Origin of the sequence: Gottfriedia solisilvae, from assembly GCF_002128405.1 — a bacterium.
Lineage (GTDB): Bacteria > Bacillota > Bacilli > Bacillales > Bacillaceae_G > Gottfriedia > Gottfriedia solisilvae.
Genome location: NZ_NETJ01000003.1, coordinates 424,030 through 444,945, shown reverse-complemented (window position 1 = coordinate 444,945; position 20,916 = coordinate 424,030). Strand labels below are relative to the sequence as shown.

Genomic DNA, 20,916 nt, shown 5'->3' with positions numbered 1-20,916 from the left:
ATGTAAATCACTCATTAAAAATATTGGAAACAAAGAAGAATATGACCTAAAAACTTATCAGATATACCAAAAGGAAGAAAATTAGAATCGAATTGAAATACTAATAGATTAATCAAGAAAAAGACCACTAATTATTAGTCATTAGTGGCCTTTTGAAATATCTTTCTTCAAACTTCGAGAAGTAGTTATAATTATTACTTTTAAAAAAGATTGTTGCTTTTTGGATTGGAACTTTAAAGACAAAAGTTGGTACGATGGAAGGTGCTCGACTCCTGTGGAAATTCGGGAAGGCTGAGACCCCACAGGCTTGCCGCGGAGACTCAGCTCACGCCCCCACGGAAAGGGAGCAACCTGGAGTTATAAACAACTAACGCACTCTAAAATGGCAATAATATATACGAAACATTTTTACAAAGAGACATTAATAAAGATGAAAATATTGTTGTATTTGTTGCTTTTGTTTTTTTACTCCATCCTCAATTGACATTGTTTGAATAATGACATATGGAGTTGAATCAATTGTGTTTTTCATTCTTGAAACCTTTATTTCATTGATCAGCTGGGTTATCCCAGTAAAATCACTTTCTTCAGGTAAATACACACTTTGTTTTGCAGTTATTGTGTATTTTTGTTCTTTCAATTCTTTTTCCGCTATTAATCTGATTGCTTTGCCGACATCTTCAACATATAAGATTTCGTTTGGTCCATAAACATTATGAAAGGTTGTTCTCTTCTTACCTAATTCAGAAACGATTAATTCGTGAATCAATCCAGTAGGTGGTTCCCAAGGTCCATACAATGCCGGTAACTCAATAAAAGTTACTTTCGTTTCTGGATTTTTGTTTAACTCACTTACTTTTTTTTCAATTGAAGAAAGCTTTTTTGTTGTTGATGTAAGAAATATAAGTTCCTTACTTTTTGAACTAATCATTTTATATATTGATTCAAATTGTGCCAAATCTACTGACCCTTTTAACCTTAATTCATCGAAATATTGACAAACAAAAATATTATCGTATTGCTCATCTTCTGTTGTAAACTGTTCTTCATCCACAAAGATTACTTTTGCGTTTCTTCCGATAGAAAAAATTTTTTCTTCACTAATCACATCACTTTCATTACCTTTTTCCGTGACAACAGCAGTAACATCGTTATACTCCATTAACTGACAAACTAATTCATATCCAATAAATCCACTTGAACCAATCACAGCACATTTTTTCACTCGAGCCCTCCTCCTTAAAGATGATATTAGTAGTGTTTTCTCTATAATTTATAAAACTGTTTGATATTTTTTTAAGAATTTCACTAAGTTTTTTCCACATTCATATTTTTTTTCTTCTAAGGAAATTAAAATAGAAATCGGTAAATTATTTCTATTTCTTTCTTCTTCTAAAAGACGAATATCTTTTTTCCACTTAAAATGATTTCTTGTAGAAGAATAAATTTTTATTGGAGAAATCGTTTCATAAAAATAACAAGTTCGACCAATCGCATAATAAATATCAGTCGTTTTATAAGCTTTCAATATTTCATGTACAGTTCTCTTATAAAAAAGTTTATTTTCTCTTTCTAGATCTAATTCATTTTTTAAATTTAAAGAAGGATTTAATAAACAAATACTTCTGACCTTTTCTTTTAAATGCGCTAATAATTTACAAACAACTAATGCTCCGGTTCCTTCTCCAATAATATGAATTGATGGATTCAAAATTTCTTTTCTCATAACCGAATGATATAAAACCTCTGCTAGTTCAACTGCATCATCACTGCCCCAATTTTTACCATATAAATTCGAAGTGAATACTGTATAACCTTCTTCAGTTAAAACCGATAGAAGTTTTCTTTTATCAAAATGTTGAAGTAAACAGCTTTGTTCCTCATCTACATAATGAGTATTTCCTCCAATATATAGAACTCCAAATCCATTTGGTCTGATCGGTAAGTGAATTACCGCATATTGATTTTCTTGTCTGAAATACCTTTCTGTTACTGGCATTCTTATCACCTTATTGTCAAATTTAGTATTTTGGGAATAATAAAATGGTCAAGTGACATTTCAAAGTTAAATTTTTTTAATAAAAACTTCAATTATCAAATTTCTAGGTATATAATATGATAAGAACCAACTAGATAGGAGTGATATAAGTGCGCGTAATTATGGCATTTATCTGGTGCTTTATTTTATCTCATATGGGAGCTTATGTTTTAAGTTCAATGACTGGTGGAGAATACAATTTCACTAGTGCTTCATTAATGGCGATTGCCTTTACTGTAGTTATTGCAATTTTAAGCGAAGCAGTAATTCCAAATGAACCTGTAGCAAAACACCACTAAAATCTATATTTAACATATGTAAGAGAACCCAAAAATGTTCGACAGTATACATATGAAAGAATATCGATTGAACGAAATTTAAAATACATCCTAATGTAGTTTGTAATTTAATTTTTGTAAACGCATAAAAAAAGCGCCTCGAATTTTTCGAATAGCGCTTTTTTTCTTTTTATATTTGATTTTCTTTTAAGCAAATTAGTAAGGCGGAGCGAGACGCCTCCACTTTTCTTGGTGTCTAGTTCCGGCTCCTAGCTCCTCGAGGTCATAAGCCAAATCCCAACGAAGGTTAAAAAGCAACCTTCATCGTTCTTCGTCTTATGCTTGTCGGAGCTAAACAGTCGCCTCCACTTTTCGTTGTGTCTAGTTCCGGCTCCTAACTCCTTGAGGTCATAAGCCAAAGACCAACGAAGGTTAAATAGCAACCTTGATCGTTCTTCGTCTTATGCTTGTCGGAGCTGAACAGTCGCCTCCACTTTTCGTTGTGTCTAGTTCCGGCTCCTAGCTCCTCGAGTCATAAGCCAAAGACCAACGAAGGTTAAAAAGCAACCTTCATCGTTCTTCGTCTTATGCTTGTCGGAGCTGAACAGTCGCTTCCACTTTTCTTGGTGTCTAGTTCCAGTGTCTTGCCCTTCGAGCCATAAGTCAAAGCCCATTGAAAGTTAAAAAGCAACTTTCATTGTTCTTCGCTTTATGCTTGTCGGGGCAGAGCGAGACGCTTCCACTTTTCGTTGTGTCTAGTTCCGGCTCCTAGCTCCTCGAGGTCATAAGCCAAAGACCAACGAAGGTTAAAAAGCAACCTTCATCGTTCTTCGTCTTATGCTTGTCGGAGCTGAACAGTCGCCTCCACTTTTCTTTATGGCTTACGTTTGTATGACCATTTTCGGTTGTGGTTTTGGGTTTCAGGGAATACTTCTCCTGCTTGTAATCTGATTTGTTTTGGTCGAGTTACGTTGCTTCCTGTCTCGCCAATTTCAATATATACGCCATTATTAGGGGCTTTTTCTCCCGGGCGAAATTGATGTGGTTGTCCCATTCTAATCTCCTCCTTCCATAATGATTATTATTGTTCCTCTAAAATAAAAGATTTTTCTTTTAAAAAGATGGTAGTATTAGTAATTATTGGATGCTTATCCAAATATATATTTTAATTCACTTAGCCCACAATAAAAGATAAAAGGAGATAACGATGAAATCGAAACATTTAATTGCACTAGACTTAGACGGTACATTACTTACTGATGAAAAAATCATTTCCGAAAGAACATTAAGAGCAATTGAACAATTAAAAATTGCTGGCCATGAAATTGTTATTTCCACAGGTAGACCTTATCGAGCGAGCAAAATGTATTATGATCAACTAAAACTTACTACTCCAATCGTTAATTTTAATGGTGCATATGTTCATCACCCATTAGATAACTCGTGGGGAGTGTATCATGAATCATTACCACTTGAAGTTGCGAAGGAAGTTATTAGTTCATGTCGTGAATATGCTTTGAAAAATCTTTATGCTGAAGTTTTAGATGATATTTATGCGGATATGCATGAGGAGCATATTATGCCAATGTTCGAATATGTAAAGGATGAAATCATTCACGGTGATTTACTATCAAATCTACAACACGCACCTACTTGCTTACTAATTGATAGTGACGAAGCCCATGTTTCAAGTATTCGAGAGCATTTATCGGACGTGCATGCAGAAGTAATAGATCACAGACGATGGGCGGCACCTCATCATATTATTGAGGTAGTAAAAGCTGGAATGAATAAGGCAGTTGGCTTACAAAAAGTCGCATCTTATTATAATATTCCTCGCAAAAATATTATTGCTTTCGGTGATGAGGATAACGACTTAGAAATGATTGAATATGCAGGGCATGGTGTTGCGATGAATAATGCAATTGAACCGTTAAAGCAACTTGCAAAGCATACAACTCTTTCTAATCAAGAAGACGGTATTGCAATCTTCTTGGAAGATTTCTTTCAATTAAAAAGAAATTAATCATTAATATGCCGAATAAATCAGTCATATGGAAAAAATGACAGACAAGAGAATATTAACCAGTCATAACAACTTCAAATTTGTACAATCTATAAAGGACTTCTTCAAAAGAGTAACTTCCACTTTTTGATTTTATATCAATTCTATTTGGATTTTACTATGAAGATTTCAACTAAGCTTTCCTATCTGGGAGGGAATCATCATGGGCAAAAGTAATAAGTCTAAGCGCTTTATTCAACAAAGTTCTGATTCTGTTACAAAATACTCTGAAAAGTTCCCTTATCATTTTACTTTAGCTGAGGCTGAAGAGCGAAAAGCTAATAGTCAAAGCTACAACTACAATGCTTAAGCCAAATCAAGCATAAAAAGAAAACAACCATAGGTCCTAACCTATGGTTGTTTTTTTACATTTTTATTCAAATTGTTGAAGCGCAACATTAATTGATTTGGTTACTTGGTCATCTTGATTTTTTTCATAAATAATAAGAGTAACAACCCCATTATTCGGTAAACTCTCTTTTGGAATATCTAGGCTAAAATCTAATAAATTAACTGATCCACTTTTTATTTTTACTGGTAGAATTGTTTCATCGATTAGATTATTATGACCATCCTCTACTGAGTAGAAAATTTCATCTTGCTCTGATAAGTAAGTTCCCTTGATTTCATAGTGACCATTCTCTCCACTAATAACTACTTTTGATCCATTTTCATTGATCGTTGTTAACTTATGATAAGAAAGAGGTTGTGTCAGCGCAGTGATTTCACCATTTAACTTTTTATCATTTACAGCAGTTGCTACAAAGTTAGCTGTAACTTCATAATTACCATAAGGAATACTGTTATCCGGGAAATTAACTTGCTCTTCCCATACTTTAGCAGATTCATTTGGCACTTCGATATTTGTTAAGGCCTGTGCATATGACATATCCTTGGATGATTGGTAAACCACTTCACCTTTATCATTTTTAATCGTAAAGTCAATTATTTGAGATGAAGGGAATGTAAAGTTTGCTGGAATATCATCTGAATTACGCAGCGAATATTTCATTGTTACAAGTCCATTAGCTTCCGTCACTTCTAATTTAGTCGAAATTTTCTTCAAATCAATTTCATTATTTTGTTCAATTGTTTGTTTAGTACTTGGTGTTGGCTTTATCTCTTTTTCGCTATTTGCTCCGCAACCTGAAAGTAGAAGTGAACAAGCAAACAAGAGAACATATCTCTTTTTCAAAATAATCTCCACCTTTTTTATATCCTAGACCTAAATTATACCAAAAAACTGAAAAATAGGTTTAAAAATAAATAAAAAGGTAGGGAAGTCCTACCTTTGGTCAGTTCAATATTAGAATAAAGTTGGAAAAGCAACCTTGATCGTTCTTCGTCTTATGCTTGTCGGAGCTGAACAGTCGCTTCCACTTTTCTTGGTGTCTAGTTCCAGCTCCTTGCCCCTCGAGTCATAATTCAAAGCCCATTGAAAGTTAAAAAGCAACTTTCATTGTTCTTTGCTTTATGCTTTTCGGGGCAGACCGAGTCGCTTCCACTTTTCTTGGTGTCTAGTTCCGGCTCCTAGCTCCTCGAGTCATAAGTCAAAGCCCATTGAAAGTTAAAAAGCAACTTTCATTGTTCTTTGCCTTATGCTTGTCGGAGCTGAACAGTCGCCTCCACTTTTCTTTTTACATTTTTCTAAATTCACCTAGTACGTCTACAGTCTGTACTACGTTTGTGAATGCTTTTGGGTCTACTTTTTTGATGATTCGTTCTAGGTCGTATAGTTCGTATCGTGAAAGTACAATCATTAGAACGTCTTTGTCTTGGTTAGTGAACGCACCTCGTGCATCCATTTTTGTGATACCACGGATTAATTTAGAGTGAATTTGTTTGCTTAGTTCTTCACCTTTTGTTGTGATAATCATTGCAGTTAGCTTAACATGGCTAGTATGAACGCTATCGATTACACGAGTTGTTACGTATAAGTTAATTAATGTATAGAGAGCTTTCTCCATTCCAAAAAGTTGGCCAGCTGTAATGACAATAATTGCATTAAACAGTAAGAAATATGTTCCAACTGGCTTTCCTTTTGATCTAGATAACACTAAAGCAATAATATCTAATCCACCTGTTGAACCACCAAATTTTAAAGTCATCCCAATACCAACGGCAGCAATAAGTCCTCCAAATACGGCATTGAGTAAAATATCATCAGAAAATATAGGATCAACTGGTAAAACCTCTAAGAAAAATGTCATGATTCCTACACTTAGAAAACTAAAATACGTAAAAGAACGACCGACTTTTTTCCAAGCTAAAATAATAACTGGAATATTTAATATTGCTAATAAAATCCCTGTTGTTGCTGTGAACGGGGTAAAGACTGTAATAATATTTGCAAGTAACTGTGCTAAACCCGCAAATCCACTTGAGTAAATATTGGCTGGGATTAAAAAACAGTTCATTGCAAATGCATTTAAAAATGCCCCAATAACCACCACTACTAGCTTAATGATAAGCTCTTTATTTCTTTCCAACTCTCAACAAACCTCCCCAAATTAAAAACTACATTTTTCTATATAAAGTAGTAATAAAAGAACGAATACATATTTACAAAAATAAGGGCAAAAATATATTTATATTCAATAAAAAAGGAGCTTAACTATGCCTCATACTAGTGATAATGATAAAAAAGCTAAAGATAACAATGCAGTTCAAGCAAAGAAAAATGAACTAGAAAGAAAAAATGCAAAAGCTGGTAAAAAATCATTTTCAAAAAGCGTCGATCATCTTTAATCTACCTTAGAAATAACATGTTTTTTTGTTAAATTTAATAGCTTAATTTAGCAATATTGTAAGCCAATAGTTTAAGTATATTTATTTCTATATGAAAGACAACAAAAAGTTTTGTTACTTTAAAAAGCCTTATTATTAATAAGATTCAAAAAATGAGCTATTCATTTACTTCCATTCATTAGAAGTGTGAATAGCTCATTTCATTTTTCATTACATTTTTCTAAATTCACCAAATACATCTACTGTTTGAACGACATTTGTAAATGCTTTTTCATCAACCGATTTGATAATTCTAGATAAATCATACAACTCATATCTAGACAATACCATCATCAAAATCTGTTTATCTTGGTTCGTAAAAGCTCCTTTAGCATTAATCGCTGTGATCCCACGAACTAATTTAGAATGTATTTCTTTTCTTAGCTGGTCACCTTTTGTCGTCACTATAAATGCAGTTACTTTAATATGACTCGTATGTATTGCATCAATAAATCTTGAAGTTACATATAAATTAATCAATGTATAAAGTGCTTTTTCCATCCCGTAAATATAACCTGCTGTTAAAATAATGACTGCATTGAAAAGAAAAAAATAAGTTCCTACAGGTTTTCCTTTTGATCTAGACAGCACTAATGCAATAATATCTAAACCGCCCGTTGACGCACCATATTTTAAAGTATATCCAATCCCTATTGCCACAATTAATCCACCAAATACAGAATTTAACAATATATCCTTTGAAAATAAGGGTGTTACTGGAATCAATTCTAAAAATAAAGTCGTTATTCCAACACTTAAGATTGTAAAGTAAGTAAATGATGGACCAATTTTTTTCCAGGCTAGGATAATAACAGGAATATTTAAGATTGCTAATAACACACCCGTGGACAAATGGAACGATGTATAATCTGACGTCAAATTCGAAAGTAATTGCGCAAGTCCAGAAAAACCACTTGAATAGACACTGACAGGAATTAAGAAGCAATTCATCGCAAATGCATTTAACAAACCACCTAAGGTGACAACAATTATTTTAATTAATAACTCTTTCTTCTCCTCCACTTACTAGCCTCCTATTCATTTATATCCTTAGTATGCCTGTAAGTTAGAAAAAAATAGCAAAAAACCACTTCAATTATGAAGTGGCTAGTCATTATTCTTCTGATTCTTTTTTCTCAAACATTTCTTTTGAGTATGTCCATCCACCTTCTTGGTAGACTTTTCCCTCTTTCATTAAGCGTCCAATTGAACGTTTAAACGATGCTTTACTAACACCAAATCGAACTTTTATATCTTCCGCATCACTCTTATCCCAATAAGGCATAGCTCCACCACGACTCATAATATATTCATATATTTCTGCCGCTTCTTGATCCATTCCTTCATGTACTCTAGGTAAAAGTGAAACATTTGTACTGCCATCTTCTTTAATATCAATAATACGACCACTTACTCTTTGACCAATTCTTGGTTCTGTCTTCCGCTGGGATTCATGTATAAATCCGATAAAGCGTTCATCAGTTAAAATATATGAACCAACTCGTAATGTACGATAAATAATTCCTGATACATTTTTATTTAACATACTTTCTTCAGCACGAACAGAATATTCTTGCATAACTGGTTCAGTTGCTAATTTAATTAACAGTCGACCTTTGTTCGTACGCTTTAATGTACAAAAAACTTCATCATCTTCTTGTGGCCATACTTCCTCAAGAGGTGGTAGGTCCCCCTTTTCTAAAAGGATATCTTTTGATATTCCTATATTCACAAAAACACCAATTCCATCAAGTTTATCAACTACTTTTGCAAATCCATATCCTTCAGTCGTAATATGTGGCATTGACATTGTTGCAGATAATCTACCTTTTGAGTCATGATATAAGAACACTGTTACTTCTTGATCTAATTCAATTTCTCCAGCCGTTTCATTTCTATGTAAAAATACCTCTTCTTGATCTTGGACAAGCATATACCCAATATCTGTTTCACGACTGCACACTAAAGTGACAATCTCACCTGCTTGTAAACTCATTTTTGTTACATCCTCTCTTAACTTATAACTAAAAATTATTATATCATGCTAATTCAAAGTTTGTTACTTCGTCTATCATACACTATAATACAAGTATTAACGATTTGGAGGGATTCTATCTATGTCAAAAGAAAGTTCATTTGATATTGTTTCTAAGGTAGACTTACCAGAAGTCTCAAATGCAATTCAACTTGCAACAAAGGAAATTGCTACTCGATATGATTTTAAAGGTAGTAAAAGCTCAATTTCATTAGAAAAAGAAGAGCTTGTTTTAGTTTCTGATGATGATTTCAAATTAGAGCAATTAAAAGATGTATTAATTAGTAAATTAGTAAAACGCAATGTACCAATTAAAAATTTAGATTACAGTAAAGTAGAAGGTGCATCTGGTGGTACTGTAAGACAAAGAGCAAAATTAGTACAAGGTATTGATAAAGATAATGCAAAAAAAATCAATACGATCATTAAAAATAGTGGACTAAAAGTAAAATCACAAATTCAAGATGATCAAATCAGAGTAACAGCTAAGAGCAGAGATGATTTACAAGCAATTATTTCAGCTGTAAGAGCTGCTGATTTACCAATTGATGTACAATTTTTAAATTATCGATAATTGATTACATAGTAAAAAGGATGACGCTGATGTCATCCTTTTTTATATTTTGACTATAAAACACCCTAAATATTTTTAGGGCAATTCAAATAATCAAACTAGCTTTTCACTAATTCTAAATCTTCTTTTTTCATGCAAGTGTCTCGAACAATTAATTTGTAAGGAACAAGAATACTTTTTTCTGATCCATCTGGTTCTTCAATTTTAGAGATAATATTTTTAGCAGCTTCATAACCTAGTTGGAAAATATTAATATCTACCGACGTTAATGGTGGATTTGCAAGTTCTGCAAGAATAGCATTATTAAAGCTGATAATTGAAATATCCTTAGGAACAGAGATGCCATGCTCTTGAAAAACACTGATGATGCCAAGTGATAACACGTCATCTGTTACGACAATTGCTGATGGCAACTCAGTTAGTTCCATTAATTGATTTACAGCTTTTCTACCACCGTCTCTTGTAAACGAAGTAAATATTATTTCTTCCTCTTTAACTGATAGGCCATTTAATTGCATCGTATCCTGGAATCCACGTAAACGATTTTTCGTTACAAGTAGACTACTTTCTCCTCCAACAAACGCAATACGTTTATGGCCCTGATCTATTAAATAATTCGTCACTTCTCTTGCCGCTGCATAGTTATCATTATCTACATACGTAATATCTTCTATATAGTGATACGGTTTACCAACTAAAACGAACGGAAAATTATGCTCGCTTAAATAATCAATAATGTTATCATTTTCTTTCGAATAAAGTAATATGATTCCGTCAACTCGTCTTCCTCTAACTGTCTTATTAACAGTTTGTTCAACTTCTTCCTCATTTTTACCAGTGATGAAGTATAATGAATATTCTTTTTGATTTGAATATGCAGTAACACCTCTAATTACTTCTGCAAAAAACGGATTTTGAAAAGAAGCATCTAATGCAGGAGGTAATACTAATCCAATTGACTTTGTTGAACGGTTCGCTAATGATCTTGCATTTAAATTTGGATGATAATTTAATTCATCCATTACTTTACGAACTTTACGCTTTGTTTTTTCACTTATTCTAGGACTATTTGAAATAACTCGTGACACTGTTGAAGGTGCTACATTTGCAAGTTTCGCAACGTCCTTTATTGTAATAGTCATTTTTTTACCCCTTACTCCATTATGTTTGTAACCGTTCTCATTTCATGTTATAGGTTAAGCGCTAAAGAAACTAGTCTTATGTGAACGAATGACACGGAAAACTTTCAAAAGCGCTTAATCCAATTTATTTTATTTACTTTATTTTACTTTGACGACGTTTTGCTGCCCATAAAAATATGACAAAACCTATAAATATCGATGGGATTGCGATCATAACACCTAAATTGATATGTGTTTTTGGTGCAACCGCATATATATTTGATGATTCACGCTTAAGTACAATATCGAAGCCTTTTTTACTTGGTCTCACTAAATCATCATTTTGAAGTCCTCTTAACTCATTTGTGTTTTTAACAACATCAAAATCTAAGTGAATTTTTTGATCGTATGACGTATTGTTAATTGCGATAAATGTTGTTTCTTTTTTATAGCTTCTCTTAAATAAAGTCATACCTTTTTTATCATATATTACTTCAAAATCACCTTTTGTTAAAGATGGTAAAGTACTTCTTAATTCAGTTAATTTTATAATATAGTTTGAGAAATCTTCATCTGTTCTAAAATCCATGCTTTTTCGATTCTCAGGGATTTTTGAACCATTTACTGCAATTTCTGTACCATAATAATTCATTGGTAAACCAGGTGTTGAAAATAAGTAAACAAGTGCTAATTTTAATCTAGAAGGAGGGTATTCTCCTTTGCTTTGTGCAATTGAAACAAATCTATCTGTCATTTCATTATCTAAAAAATTAACGCTTTGTGTTGAACCTAATTGTTTTGATAATTCATTATGTGCATTGTATAAATCAGTAATGGGTTCATTTTGAGATGCAAAGGAATCACTCAATTTACTTAATAAAGATGCATTATTAATTGCATCAAAACCTACATTACTATATTTCTCCACTTGTACGTCACTTGTTTCATTTAAATCTGCTAATACAATAAAATTCGAATCTGCATTTTTAATACCTTTTGTAAAAGATTCTAAAAATGAAACTGGAACATAATTTACATCTTGTAAATAGTAACCATCAAAATCTGCTTCATTAATCCACCATTTACCTAAATCAAGAAAGTATTTTTCAACATCTTTATTATTTTGATTTAAATCTGGTAATCCATTAACCCACTTTTCTTCATCGCTTGTACTACTCTTAGGATTAAACCAGTTCGCATACTGATCATTTTTTGCTAAATCACTATTAGGTGAAACATTATTTATAACAAAATCAATGATAATCTTCATATCACGCTTATGTGCTTCTTTAATTAGTTTTTTTAAATCCTTCATTGTACCAAATCTTGGATCTATTTGTTTAAAATTAATTACTGAAAATCCATCATATGAATCTGCATCATTTTCAAATATAGGTGATAATGATATTGTCGTATAACCAAATTCTTTAATATAATCAAGCTTTTGAGTTATCCCTTCAAGATCTCCACCTTGGGATTTGTTTAAGTCATTTGGATTTGTGTCTTTATCATTCCTAGGGTTACCATCATTAAAACGGTCAACTAGAACCCTATAAACCATATCGTTTTTTAAATCCGTATTTTTTTCTGCAAAAATTTTATTCGGAATCATATTCAAGATGAATACAATCGCAATTAATAAATAACTAAACCGCTTCATTCATTTCTCCCCCTGCAACGTCTCGTGCATGTACATTTTTCAATCTCTATCATTATTTTGCAAAATATTACAGTGAAATACAAATACTTTATTAAATTAATAGAAATGGAAGCGATTGCACAAGCTATTTTTATTATACTGGTTACAGTTTAGATAGCAAGGTAATTTCTTATATTAAGATTTTTTATCATTTTTAACGTAAGGATGATTGTATGCAAAAAGAAACCATCTTCCATCAACCTTATGATCAATATGCTTTTGCAATTAATGATCAGACATATTGCCTAAGATTACGTACAAAAAAAGGAGATTGTACTGAGGTTATTTTATATTATGGCGACCCTTTTCATTTCAAAGAATCAAGATGGAATATTGAAGAACCAATTCCGATGTATAAGGCTTTTTCTACCGAACTGTTTGATTTTTGGGAAGTAAGTGTCATTCCCCCAAACAAGCGTATGAAATATCAATTTTTTATTAAAAATGATCATTTTTCACTCTTTTACGGAGAAGCTGGTTTTTCTGATCAGTTTAATGAACATGATCTTTCAAACAGTTTTACACTACCTTATTTACATAAAAATGAACTGATTTCTCCACCTAATTGGGTAAAGAAAACTGTTTGGTATCAAATTTTCCCGGACCGATTTGCAAGTGGGAATCAATTAAATAATCCAACAAACACATTAGCTTGGGGTAAAAGTCAACCCACATACACAAGCTTTTACGGCGGGGACATTGAAGGGATTATTCAAAAAATCGATTATTTGAAGGATTTAGGTATTTCCGGAATTTATCTAACTCCAATTTTCGAGGCAAGCTCAAATCATAAATATGATACGATTGATTATTTTAAGATTGATCCTTCATTCGGTGACGAAACTACCTTAAAAAGACTGATTCAAAAATGTCATGATCATAATATTCGAGTGATACTAGATGCTGTTTTTAATCATACTAGCTATTCTTTCCCTCCGTTTCAAGATGTTTTAGTAAATGGTAAACACTCTAAATATTATCATTGGTTTCATTTTCATCCAGATGAATTAAACAATGGGGATCCTTCATATGAAACTTTTTCATTTGTTAAAGAAATGCCTAAATTGAACACAGAAAATAAAGATGTCCAACACTTCTTAATGGAAATTGGTTCATATTGGATTAAAGAGTTTAATATTGATGGTTGGCGACTTGATGTCGCAAACGAAATTGACCATTATTTTTGGAAACTGTTTCATCGAAAAATGAAAGACATCAAACCGGATATTTTTATAGTCGGTGAAATTTGGCATCATGCAATGCCTTGGTTACGTGGTGATGAATTCGATTCTGTAATGAATTACCCGTTATTGAAGTCATTACTTTCTTATTTTTCCTACGAAACTATTTCCACTGTTCAGTTCAAACATTCAATCAATGAAATGATTTCACTATATCCAATACAAGTAATCAAAGTTTTATTTAATATTATTGGAACGCATGATACTCCGAGGATTCTAACTCAATCAAATCACCAGGATAAAAAAGTGATTTTATTATATGTTTTTCTTCTAACGTTTTTTGGAACTCCTTGTATTTATTATGGTGATGAAGTTGGACTTACAGGTGGAAATGATCCCGAATGCAGAAATTGTATGGTTTGGGACTCTTCAGATCATAATCAACTCATTTACAATTCATTAAAAAAGTTAATTTCACTAAGAGGCTTGTATCCAGTTCTGGAAAACGAAGGCGAGTTTAAATGGATAGATCCAATTGACGAACAGAGCCAAACACTGATTTATGAAAGAAGTAGTGATGAAATGTCTATTTTCGTATTCATCAATCCCTCTTATGAAAAAGCTTCTGTTACATTACCAATTAAGATGAGAAATAAAAGAATCACAAATTTATGGAATCATTCACAATTTGCTGCTGAATCTGATTCTATATTAATCGATATACCGCCAATTGATTTTTTCATATTAAAAATAGAATCCACAGACTCATTAAATTGAGTCTGTATTTTTATGCAACCACATAATTCACGTTACATTTTCTAACATCTTTTCATTTTGTTAGCGTTTTCATATGTTTTTACGAAAAAAAATTTATTTTTTTGTGAAAAAAACATTGAATTTTGCATATATTCTGAATATGATAACTTATATAACATTCGATGTTATAAAATATAACATAACAGAAAAGGGGAATGAAAATGAACGGTATTCAAGCAGCTGATAGTGTGTTTCTCTTTATTTCAACAGTACTTGTTATGATTATGACACCTGGTTTAGCTCTTTTTTATGGTGGCATGGTTAAAAGTAAAAACGTTTTAAGTACAACAATGCACAGCTATGCAGCAATGGCCATTGTTTCAATACAATGGGTTTTAATTGGTTATTCATTAGCATTTGGTCCAGATGTAAAACATTTAATTGGTGATTTTTCCTGGGCAGCATTAAAGGATGTTAGCTTTACTCCTAATGAAAATTACAGCGCAACAGTTCCTCATAATCTTTTCATGATGTTTCAACTAATGTTTGCAATACTTACTCCAGCTCTTATTTCAGGCGCATTTGCTGAACGAATGAAGTTTTCTGCATTTTTATTATTCACTTTACTTTGGACAACATTTGTATATGATCCGTTAGCACATTGGGTTTGGGGCGTTGACGGATGGCTTCGAAACTTAGGAGCTCTTGATTTCGCTGGGGGAACAGTCGTTCATATATCTTCAGGTGTTTCAGGTTTAGTATTAGCTCTTCTTTTAGGTAAACGGAAAGATTTTGGAACTACTTCTCCTCATCATTTACCTTTAACAGTATTAGGCGCAGGTTTACTATGGTTTGGTTGGTTCGGATTTAATGTTGGAAGTGCACTTACATTAAATGATGTAGCACTTACAGCATTTATTAATACAAATACAGCCGCTGCCGCTGCCTCAGTTGGCTGGGTATTAGTAGAATGGTATGTAAATAAAAAACCAACCATTCTTGGTGGTGTAAGTGGAGCAGTTGCTGGTTTAGTAGCTATAACGCCTGCATGTGGTTTTGTAACACCTTTATCTTCTATCTTAATTGGTTTCTTAGGTGGAATTATTTGTTTCTTAGCTGTCACATACTTAAAATACAAATTCGGATATGATGATGCTTTAGATGCATTCGGATGTCATGGTATTGGTGGTACATGGGGCGCAATTGCAACAGGATTATTTGCAACAAAATCTGTTAATAGTGCCGGAGCAGACGGGTTATTCTATGGAGATGCTTCATTATTGTTTAAACAGTTGATTGCAATTGGATCTACTTATGTATTCGCAGGAGTTGTTACATTCCTCATCATTAAAGTGATTGGCTTCTTTGTTAACGTTCGAGTTGATCAAGAAGAAGAGAACTTAGGACTAGATTTGGCGATTCACGGAGAAAAAGCTTATCACGATGCAAGTATATAAGGAGGCATTAACATGACTGCGAAATTAACGAAAATTGAAATCATTACAAGACCAGATAAATTCGATGTACTAAAAGATGCCCTTTCGAAAGTAGGGATTACTGGAATGACTGTCACTAATGTATTGGGTTGCGGTATGCAATCTGGCTATACTGAAGTTTATCGTGGCACGAAACGAACAATTAACTTACACGAAAAAATCAAAGTCGAAATCGTTGTATGCGACGTCCCCGTACAGTCAGTAATTGACGAAGCTAAAAAAGTATTAAAAACAGGTAAGCCTGGTGATGGGAAAATTTTTATATACCCTATCGAAAATGCAATTAAAATCCGTACTGGTGAAGAAGGTCGCGATGCCCTTCAAAACGATTATTAATCGTAAAAAAACCTAGTCATGTTCCTATGACTAGGTTTTTTTAATAATTGCTCACTTTCTCATCATGAGTTCCGTAACCAAAATTAACATTCTCAAAAACTATATCTTTATCATGCGGTTTCAATGTATAAAGTGGCTGTTATCATAAACTACATATTTACAAAAATATAAACAAACAGTGAGGTGAAAATTCACCTCACTGTTTGTAGACAAAATACCAATACTCCAGAGATTCAGACTGATCGAAAAAACAGCCTGAGAGGTGAAAATTCACCTCTTTCTTTTATGCTTTAATATTAATATTGTACTTTTTAAACCAAACATGAATTTGGTATAAATGAGCTAATAATTGCGGTCCAGACATCAATTGACCGTACCAAGGTACTTTAAATGCTGTACCTTCACTCTCAACTAAACTATTTAATTGTTCCTTATCAAAAAACTCATAGAGTGCTGACCCTTTATCGCTCAGACTCTCTTTAAGCTTTTGTACTACTAAATTAGTATAAACCGGATTATGCGTTTTAGGGTAAGGACTTTTTTTACGGTATAATATATCATCTGGTAATAACCCTTCTAGGGATTTCCTTAAAATTCCCTTTTCACGATTACCATACATTTTAATTTCCCATGGTATATTCCAAACATACTCCACCAATCGATGATCAGCAAAAGGAACACGAACTTCCAGACTTGCTCCCATGCTCATTCTGTCTTTACGATCTAATAATTGCGCCATAAACCATTGTCTGTTTAAGTAAAACAATTGTCTTCTCTTTGCTTCTAACGGGCTTTCTCCTTCAAGAATCGGTGTCTCTCTTACTGTTTCATCGTAACGATCTTGAACATATGCTGTTAAGTTTAACTTCTTACTCCATTCATCCTTTAGTAGATTCTGACGTAATTCAGTTGACCTCATCCAAGGGAATGCCGGTCTATTCAAGTCGTCTTCACGATGAAACCATGGGTAGCCTCCAAAGATTTCATCAGCACACTCCCCTGAAAGTCCTACAACAAAGTTTTGTTTAATTTTTTGGCAAAACCATAATAAAGATGAATCTACATCTGCCATTCCTGGTAAATCTCTACACTCAGTTGCCTCTTCCAAATAGTGCACTAACTCTTCATTTGTAATCACACATCTATGATGGTTTGTATTAAATGTTTTTGACATTAATTCAATCCACGGTGCATCTGAATTTGGTTGAAAAACGCTTGAAGTAAAATATTTATCATTTTCTTCATAGTCAATTGAGTATGTTGTTAATTGACCTTTACCTTCTTTTTTATAATGATTTGCTGCGATTGCAGTAATCGTACTAGAATCCACACCACCAGATAAAAACGTACAAAGTGGTACATCAGAAACCAATTGTCTCACAATCGCATCTTTCACAAGAAATTGAACCTTTTCTGCTGTTTCTTCTATTGAATCTGTGTGGATTTTACTTTCAACTTCCCAATATTTCCATATTTTCAATCCATTTTGTGAGAAAGTCATTGCGTGCCCACCACGAAGTTCTTTAATTCCATCAAATACACCATTTCCAGGCGTCCTAGATGGTCCTAAACCAAATACTTCTGACAATCCTTCTTCTGTCAATTCTGCCTTTACATCTTTATGCGCCAATATTGCTTTTACTTCAGATGCAAATATTAATCGTTTATAATCTTCTTTATAAAATAAAGGTTTAACACCTAATCGGTCTCTGGCAATAAATAAACTTTTGTTCTCTTCATCCCATATAGCAAATGCAAAAATGCCATTAAATCGATCTACACATCCTTCTTTCCATTCAATATAACTAGTAAGTAAAACCTCAGTATCTGAATGTCCTTGAAATGTGTATCCACGTTTTAATAGTTCTTTTCTAATATCCTCGGTATTGTATAGTTCACCGTTATAACAGAGAGTATAATTGGATTTTTCCTTTGATTTATTCATCGGTTGCTTTCCACCCTCTGGATCTACAACAACCAATCTTTTATGCCCAAAGCTACAATGATTTGATGTCCATACATTTGTATCATCTGGACCTCTTTTAGATAATGTTTCAGCCATTTTTTTAACTGTAGCACTTACATTTAATAAATTTTTATCAAAATCTGCCCACCCAGTTATACCGCACATAATTTTTTATCTCCTTTCTGGGCTTTTTCCCTAGAAAAATAAAGTTAATTCTATATCTTATTACCACCAATATTAATGCGTGCAATTATTAATAAAAAAATTGCAAAGCTATCCTTATTTGTCCATACGCTTTTTGAATTTTTGCATAGTTATAAAATAGTTAAGTTATGTCAATAAATGAAAAAAGTAGCAGCTATATTTTATCTCGTACCTTGAAGATTAAATCAGCTGAAAACTAATGAAGTATATTACGCCTACTTCAGGCAATTTCTGATTGAAAATTAATCCATAAAAAACAATATTCGAAAGTTAATAAATGGTTCGAAGGAAATTATTAATTTATATTCTCCTTCTATATTTATGTTAATTCTAAATGTCCAAATCACTAATTTTCCATTAAATCAATATTTGTCAAATTTTACGTAATGATATAGAACGTTCGTAACTGGAGGTTACTTAATGCATTATAAGCACCGATCACAACTATTTAAAGAGCAACCTCGTGCTTTTACAATTGGATCAATAGAAGAAATTAATGATGAATGGGTCTTCTTTGATGATGAAACTGATGAAGCATTTATTCTCGATGAACTAATCGAAAAGGATTTTGAAGTTTCTATTAATGAAGAATGGACACCAGCTTCATTTCAAGATGGAGCGTATCTCATATTCCATTCTAAAAAGAAAAAATTACAAAACGGGGATGTATTACGAATTCAAAGGAAACTTTTATATAGCTTTGATTCACTATTAAAAAATTTAAGTGATGAATCATTTTTCTCTTTAGCATACTTACTGAATACCCATGGTTTTTCATTATATGATTGTCTTTACTGTCATAATTTCCTTTCATTTCAACCAGAAAACACACCAACTGAAGGTGTAAATTTCATTGTTTTTGACAATGAAGAACTAGTTTGTTCAGTCTACCATCAATTTAAAATTTCACCCGAGGAACAAAATCATCGATTTGAATTAACAAAAGCAACAGGAAACCGCTATTTATTAACACAATTATCATAATAAAAAAACTGTCACAAATTAATGTGACAGTTTTTGTTTTGTTTTGTATTAAGCAAAGAAATCAAAATTAAGTGGTAATCTAAAGCCTAAATATAATAAAGCTAAAATAAGAATTGTAAAAATTGTAACCGGAACAAGCATTTTACGTTTTTTCTTTGAAGAAACCGTGAAATACTCAAATACTCCAAGCATAATGATCCCAAGTCCCATTTTAATGTTGTAAAGCATTTTTAAATCTGATGGCATATTGTCTTTAGGTAGATCGATAAAGATATACAATCCTGTACCTAAAATAACAAAGTATAATAATCGTAAAATCATGTGTGCAACTTTTACATTTTGACCATTTTTATAGCCATGTCCTACATAAAGGGCTAAAATAATCGCCAATACCCACGAAGTGATATGTAAGTGAACCATTTTGTTTCCTCCCAAAAATCAGTTTCTAAAATATCATATCACACTCTATAAGAAATTGATAAATTTACTATGATTACTTTTTGAACGATTTATGAACATGTACGGTAAGGATTTGAAATTTGTTTCAAAACTCTTCCCATAAAATTACTTTAAACTTATAAAAATATATAACTTAATTATCCATTTAAAAATGCACTTTTTTTCAGAATGTCCTATTTTTCTAGGTCTAAATTAAAGGGATTCCTCTATCAATATAACTAGATAAAAATAATCTTTACTAGGTTAAATTACCTTTTGTCAGAATTCAATGCGAGTAAATCGCTAAAACACTAAATTAACATGAGAATATACCCATAATACCAAGTACTAAAAATAAGACTTATGATGCATTTATATTATTTTTAAATATTAATAATATAGGAATGTAATCTACTGTCGAATTATACATATAAACCACTACTCCTTTTATTCATTCGACAACAGACACCTTTTATACTACAAAATCTATTAGATTACTACTAAACTGATGATGAAACCGGTTGATTTGTGTAGTATAGTGTAGTTTTTTGTAACATTTACACTTCTTTTAGCGAATCGCTTTTCATATGAAAATGATTTTGTATAATAGCATTACATACATCGTGAGACATAGACACAATTCCCTATTCTTGAACAAAGTTGGTGACTAAATTGCTACTTCATGTTATAGAGAAAAAGCGCGCTCGTATGGTTTATTTTGCGGGACGATATGGCTTTACTAACAAGAAAACCGTCTCATGCAGCCAAGAACTGGACAAGCTCATGAATATGATATCAATCTCAACATTTTCAAAAAAGAGAGCATAATAGCTAGTTGCAATTACGAATTTAATTTCTAATTGCACTAGCTTTTTTTTTGCTTTCTTTATATATGAAACAGATAGACTTCTATCACAATTATCACGTTTTGGGTCATTTAGCCATATAATACATAATC

At 32.4% G+C, this 20,916-nt stretch carries 21 protein-coding genes; 10 read left to right on the top strand and 11 right to left on the bottom strand.

The annotated features are described in order from the left end of the window. Window positions 1-421: 421 nt before the first annotated feature. Together CAB05_RS11450 and CAB05_RS11445 are read right to left on the bottom strand one after the other, a co-directional pair. On the bottom strand, window positions 422-1,225 hold the full coding sequence (locus CAB05_RS11450) for a hypothetical protein (RefSeq protein ID WP_087999967.1): 804 nt from the start codon (window positions 1,223-1,225) through the stop codon (window positions 422-424). A gap of 48 nt (window positions 1,226-1,273) precedes the next feature. Continuing rightward, window positions 1,274-1,999, bottom strand: a complete 726-nt coding sequence (locus CAB05_RS11445; protein ID WP_087999966.1) for an alpha/beta hydrolase — start codon at window positions 1,997-1,999, stop codon at window positions 1,274-1,276. A gap of 149 nt (window positions 2,000-2,148) precedes the next feature. Here CAB05_RS11445 and CAB05_RS11440 point away from each other — a divergent pair, with 149 nt between their 5' ends. Continuing rightward, complete coding sequence (locus tag CAB05_RS11440) at window positions 2,149-2,337, top strand: YjzD family protein (RefSeq protein ID WP_087999965.1); 189 nt, start codon at window positions 2,149-2,151, stop codon at window positions 2,335-2,337. An 853-nt stretch (window positions 2,338-3,190) separates the two neighbouring features. Here the strand turns inward: CAB05_RS11440 and CAB05_RS11435 are convergent. Then, entirely contained in the window at window positions 3,191-3,370 is a 180-nt protein-coding gene (locus CAB05_RS11435; protein WP_087999964.1) for a YjzC family protein, read from the bottom strand. A gap of 153 nt (window positions 3,371-3,523) precedes the next feature. Here CAB05_RS11435 and CAB05_RS11430 point away from each other — a divergent pair, with 153 nt between their 5' ends. Next, on the top strand, window positions 3,524-4,342 hold the full coding sequence (locus CAB05_RS11430; protein ID WP_087999963.1) for a Cof-type HAD-IIB family hydrolase: 819 nt from the start codon (window positions 3,524-3,526) through the stop codon (window positions 4,340-4,342). A gap of 202 nt (window positions 4,343-4,544) precedes the next feature. Continuing rightward, complete coding sequence (locus CAB05_RS22300) at window positions 4,545-4,691, top strand: hypothetical protein (RefSeq protein WP_167374466.1); 147 nt, start codon at window positions 4,545-4,547, stop codon at window positions 4,689-4,691. A 63-nt stretch (window positions 4,692-4,754) separates the two neighbouring features. Here the strand turns inward: CAB05_RS22300 and CAB05_RS11425 are convergent, their stop codons facing one another. Continuing rightward, window positions 4,755-5,576 (bottom strand): BsuPI-related putative proteinase inhibitor, encoded by an 822-nt coding sequence (locus CAB05_RS11425; RefSeq protein ID WP_087999962.1) that lies wholly within the window; start codon window positions 5,574-5,576, stop codon window positions 4,755-4,757. Window positions 5,577-6,018: 442 nt separating this feature from the next. Beyond that, window positions 6,019-6,870, bottom strand: coding sequence for a YitT family protein (locus CAB05_RS11420; protein WP_268876398.1), 852 nt, complete (start codon window positions 6,868-6,870; stop codon window positions 6,019-6,021). Window positions 6,871-6,997: 127 nt separating this feature from the next. Between CAB05_RS11420 and CAB05_RS11415 the strand changes: the two genes are divergently transcribed. Next, the gene (locus CAB05_RS11415; protein WP_087999961.1) at window positions 6,998-7,129 is read left to right on the top strand and encodes a DUF3941 domain-containing protein; all 132 of its coding nucleotides are present in this window, start codon (window positions 6,998-7,000) and stop codon (window positions 7,127-7,129) included. A gap of 210 nt (window positions 7,130-7,339) precedes the next feature. Here the strand turns inward: CAB05_RS11415 and CAB05_RS11410 are convergent, their stop codons facing one another. Together CAB05_RS11410 and CAB05_RS11405 are read right to left on the bottom strand one after the other, a co-directional pair. After that, on the bottom strand, window positions 7,340-8,191 hold the full coding sequence (locus CAB05_RS11410; RefSeq protein ID WP_235821434.1) for a YitT family protein: 852 nt from the start codon (window positions 8,189-8,191) through the stop codon (window positions 7,340-7,342). A 91-nt stretch (window positions 8,192-8,282) separates the two neighbouring features. Then, on the bottom strand, window positions 8,283-9,164 hold the full coding sequence (locus CAB05_RS11405; RefSeq protein ID WP_087999960.1) for a CvfB family protein: 882 nt from the start codon (window positions 9,162-9,164) through the stop codon (window positions 8,283-8,285). 121 nt (window positions 9,165-9,285) lie between these two features. Between CAB05_RS11405 and CAB05_RS11400 the strand changes: the two genes are divergently transcribed. Next, entirely contained in the window at window positions 9,286-9,777 is a 492-nt protein-coding gene (locus tag CAB05_RS11400; RefSeq protein ID WP_087999959.1) for a YajQ family cyclic di-GMP-binding protein, read from the top strand. 98 nt (window positions 9,778-9,875) lie between these two features. Here the strand turns inward: CAB05_RS11400 and CAB05_RS11395 are convergent, their stop codons facing one another. After that, the gene (locus CAB05_RS11395) at window positions 9,876-10,919 is read right to left on the bottom strand and encodes a LacI family DNA-binding transcriptional regulator (RefSeq protein WP_087999958.1); all 1,044 of its coding nucleotides are present in this window, start codon (window positions 10,917-10,919) and stop codon (window positions 9,876-9,878) included. 133 nt (window positions 10,920-11,052) lie between these two features. Continuing rightward, complete coding sequence (locus CAB05_RS11390; protein WP_087999957.1) at window positions 11,053-12,558, bottom strand: alpha-amylase family glycosyl hydrolase; 1,506 nt, start codon at window positions 12,556-12,558, stop codon at window positions 11,053-11,055. Between the two features lie 212 nt (window positions 12,559-12,770). Here CAB05_RS11390 and CAB05_RS11385 point away from each other — a divergent pair, with 212 nt between their 5' ends. The 3 genes from CAB05_RS11385 (at window position 12,771) to CAB05_RS11375 (ending at window position 16,366) form a co-directional block, all read left to right on the top strand. Then, on the top strand, window positions 12,771-14,555 hold the full coding sequence (locus CAB05_RS11385) for an alpha-glycosidase (protein WP_087999956.1): 1,785 nt from the start codon (window positions 12,771-12,773) through the stop codon (window positions 14,553-14,555). Window positions 14,556-14,764: 209 nt separating this feature from the next. Further along, window positions 14,765-15,991 (top strand): ammonium transporter, encoded by a 1,227-nt coding sequence (locus CAB05_RS11380; protein ID WP_088000415.1) that lies wholly within the window; start codon window positions 14,765-14,767, stop codon window positions 15,989-15,991. 12 nt (window positions 15,992-16,003) lie between these two features. After that, window positions 16,004-16,366 (top strand): P-II family nitrogen regulator, encoded by a 363-nt coding sequence (locus CAB05_RS11375; RefSeq protein ID WP_087999955.1) that lies wholly within the window; start codon window positions 16,004-16,006, stop codon window positions 16,364-16,366. Between the two features lie 283 nt (window positions 16,367-16,649). On the opposite strand, the gene asnB is transcribed toward CAB05_RS11375, so the two are convergent. Beyond that, the gene (gene asnB, locus CAB05_RS11370; protein WP_087999954.1) at window positions 16,650-18,497 is read right to left on the bottom strand and encodes an asparagine synthase (glutamine-hydrolyzing); all 1,848 of its coding nucleotides are present in this window, start codon (window positions 18,495-18,497) and stop codon (window positions 16,650-16,652) included. Between the two features lie 459 nt (window positions 18,498-18,956). On the opposite strand from asnB, the gene CAB05_RS11365 reads away from it, so the two are divergent. Next, on the top strand, window positions 18,957-19,520 hold the full coding sequence (locus CAB05_RS11365; RefSeq protein WP_087999953.1) for a DUF2777 family protein: 564 nt from the start codon (window positions 18,957-18,959) through the stop codon (window positions 19,518-19,520). A 48-nt stretch (window positions 19,521-19,568) separates the two neighbouring features. On the opposite strand, the gene CAB05_RS11360 is transcribed toward CAB05_RS11365, so the two are convergent. Further along, window positions 19,569-19,940 carry a DUF1516 family protein gene (locus CAB05_RS11360; RefSeq protein WP_087999952.1) on the bottom strand — a complete coding sequence of 124 codons (372 nt, stop codon included), beginning with the start codon at window positions 19,938-19,940 and terminating at the stop codon, window positions 19,569-19,571. Between the two features lie 690 nt (window positions 19,941-20,630). On the opposite strand from CAB05_RS11360, the gene CAB05_RS11355 reads away from it, so the two are divergent. After that, complete coding sequence (locus tag CAB05_RS11355; RefSeq protein WP_087999951.1) at window positions 20,631-20,786, top strand: aspartyl-phosphate phosphatase Spo0E family protein; 156 nt, start codon at window positions 20,631-20,633, stop codon at window positions 20,784-20,786. The last annotated feature ends 130 nt before the right edge of the window (window positions 20,787-20,916 follow it).

Bases quoted from the DNA above. Each gene is read 5' to 3' on its own strand.
- CAB05_RS11385 (WP_087999956.1), top strand. From the start codon at position 12,771: ATGCAAAAAGAAACCATCTTCCATCAACCTTATGATCAATATGCTTTT.
- CAB05_RS11360 (WP_087999952.1), bottom strand. From the start codon at position 19,940: ATGGTTCACTTACATATCACTTCGTGGGTATTGGCGATTATTTTAGCC.
- CAB05_RS11390 (WP_087999957.1), bottom strand. From the start codon at position 12,558: ATGAAGCGGTTTAGTTATTTATTAATTGCGATTGTATTCATCTTGAAT.
- CAB05_RS22300 (WP_167374466.1), top strand. From the start codon at position 4,545: ATGGGCAAAAGTAATAAGTCTAAGCGCTTTATTCAACAAAGTTCTGAT.
- CAB05_RS11375 (WP_087999955.1), top strand. From the start codon at position 16,004: ATGACTGCGAAATTAACGAAAATTGAAATCATTACAAGACCAGATAAA.
- asnB (WP_087999954.1), bottom strand. From the start codon at position 18,497: ATGTGCGGTATAACTGGGTGGGCAGATTTTGATAAAAATTTATTAAAT.
- CAB05_RS11445 (WP_087999966.1), bottom strand. From the start codon at position 1,999: ATGCCAGTAACAGAAAGGTATTTCAGACAAGAAAATCAATATGCGGTA.
- CAB05_RS11430 (WP_087999963.1), top strand. From the start codon at position 3,524: ATGAAATCGAAACATTTAATTGCACTAGACTTAGACGGTACATTACTT.
- CAB05_RS11435 (WP_087999964.1), bottom strand. From the start codon at position 3,370: ATGGGACAACCACATCAATTTCGCCCGGGAGAAAAAGCCCCTAATAAT.
- CAB05_RS11395 (WP_087999958.1), bottom strand. From the start codon at position 10,919: ATGACTATTACAATAAAGGACGTTGCGAAACTTGCAAATGTAGCACCT.
- CAB05_RS11400 (WP_087999959.1), top strand. From the start codon at position 9,286: ATGTCAAAAGAAAGTTCATTTGATATTGTTTCTAAGGTAGACTTACCA.
- CAB05_RS11405 (WP_087999960.1), bottom strand. From the start codon at position 9,164: ATGAGTTTACAAGCAGGTGAGATTGTCACTTTAGTGTGCAGTCGTGAA.
- CAB05_RS11415 (WP_087999961.1), top strand. From the start codon at position 6,998: ATGCCTCATACTAGTGATAATGATAAAAAAGCTAAAGATAACAATGCA.
- CAB05_RS11365 (WP_087999953.1), top strand. From the start codon at position 18,957: ATGCATTATAAGCACCGATCACAACTATTTAAAGAGCAACCTCGTGCT.